This is a genomic window from Microcoleus sp. BM001215392 (assembly GCF_036700185.1).
Classification (GTDB): domain Bacteria; phylum Cyanobacteriota; class Cyanobacteriia; order Cyanobacteriales; family Microcoleaceae; genus Microcoleus.
On record NZ_JAUBOJ010000716.1, the window covers coordinates 1 to 1356 of the forward strand.

General features: G+C 43.3%; 1 protein-coding gene. It reads left to right on the forward strand.

From position 1 onward, the window contains the following. The first annotated feature begins 804 nt into the window (after positions 1 to 804). Positions 805 to 1179: a hypothetical protein gene (locus QT974_RS34395; protein WP_333472823.1), complete on the forward strand. Its 375-nt coding sequence runs from the start codon at positions 805 to 807 to the stop codon at positions 1177 to 1179. The last annotated feature ends 177 nt before the right edge of the window (positions 1180 to 1356 follow it).

Here is a 1356-nt window from a genome sequence, read left to right on the forward strand (position 1 = left end):
GGTTAGGGGGGGGTAAGAATCTTTGCCAAAAGCGCACAAAATCCGTTGAATTAATTGTTTGAGGAATCGCCAGATTTTATCTAACATTGGTGAGATGGTGAGGCGGTTGGTTTTTGTTATTGTAGCAGGAATTGTGGGGATTGGTCGTCAGTCGGATAGGGGTTGAAATCCGCATCTGGATTTGTCGTTAGTCCCAGAGTCCGCCAGGGGTTAAAAACCCCTGTCTCATAGCGAAAGTCCTCTGAAGAGGACTGAAGATGTGCACAATGTTAATTAAGGGTGACATTTTGAATATTGTTAATTAGCCTAGGCTTTGAATTATTTTCATCAGTCCTCTTTTAGAGGACTTCAGCTATGAGACGGGGGTTTCAACCCTCGTCGGACTTCGCAACAACATCGCAATCTAACATTTTGAACATGATTAATTACCATTAGGGGTTGAAATCCGCATCTGGATTTGTCGTTAGTCCCCAAGTCCGCCAGGGGTTGAAACCCCTGTCTCATAGCGCAAGTCCTCTAAAGAGGACTGAAGATGTGCACAATGTTAATTAAGGGTGACATTTTGAACATTGTTAATTAGCTTTAAAATCCTTCTCATCAGTCCTCTTTTAGAGGACTTCAGCTATGAGACAGGGGTTTTAACCCTCGTCGTACTCCGCTATGAGACGGGGGTTTCAACCACATCCAACTATTGCACCACTGATAAAATTTAAACAACCAATCCCAACCCAAAACAAAAAAATGTTATAATATCAAATTCAACCGCTCAACTTGTCCCGCAAACAAAGCACCAACTAAAATAATATGGTCGTTATTACCTCCCAAGAAATTGCCAGATTTCGCTCCGAATTAGCCGCCTATCCCACAGCCCTAAAAGCCCTCGACGAAATCGAAGATTGCGAGGGAAATATCGAAGATGCAGCGATATCTCTGGCAATTCAAGCCGGACAAGAACCGAATATCTCAGAAAATTGGTTGGACGGATTGGCCAAAAGATGCCGCGTTGCTATCTGCAAATCGGAGATTAAAGAAGAGTTGATTGACGGGCGATTGAATGCCGCTTTCGGAGATTTGCTTGCTGCAAAGGTTTGCCCGGAAATTTTGATAACTGCGGTGATTGTTTATGTGTTTAAGAGTGGGGTGAATGAGTTTTGTGAGCCTCTTGAATATAAATTGTAATATTAGGACTTACGCGCGGGTGGCCAGAAACCGGGTTTTTACGATCGTACTTCGTTACACTACGAGAAAATCACAAAAACCCGGTTTCTTTGGCTTTGAAGAGTGTTATTAAAGTCACTCCTACTCCAATTAGACTTTCGATCCCCCCTAACCCCCCTTAATAAGGGGGGGACAAGA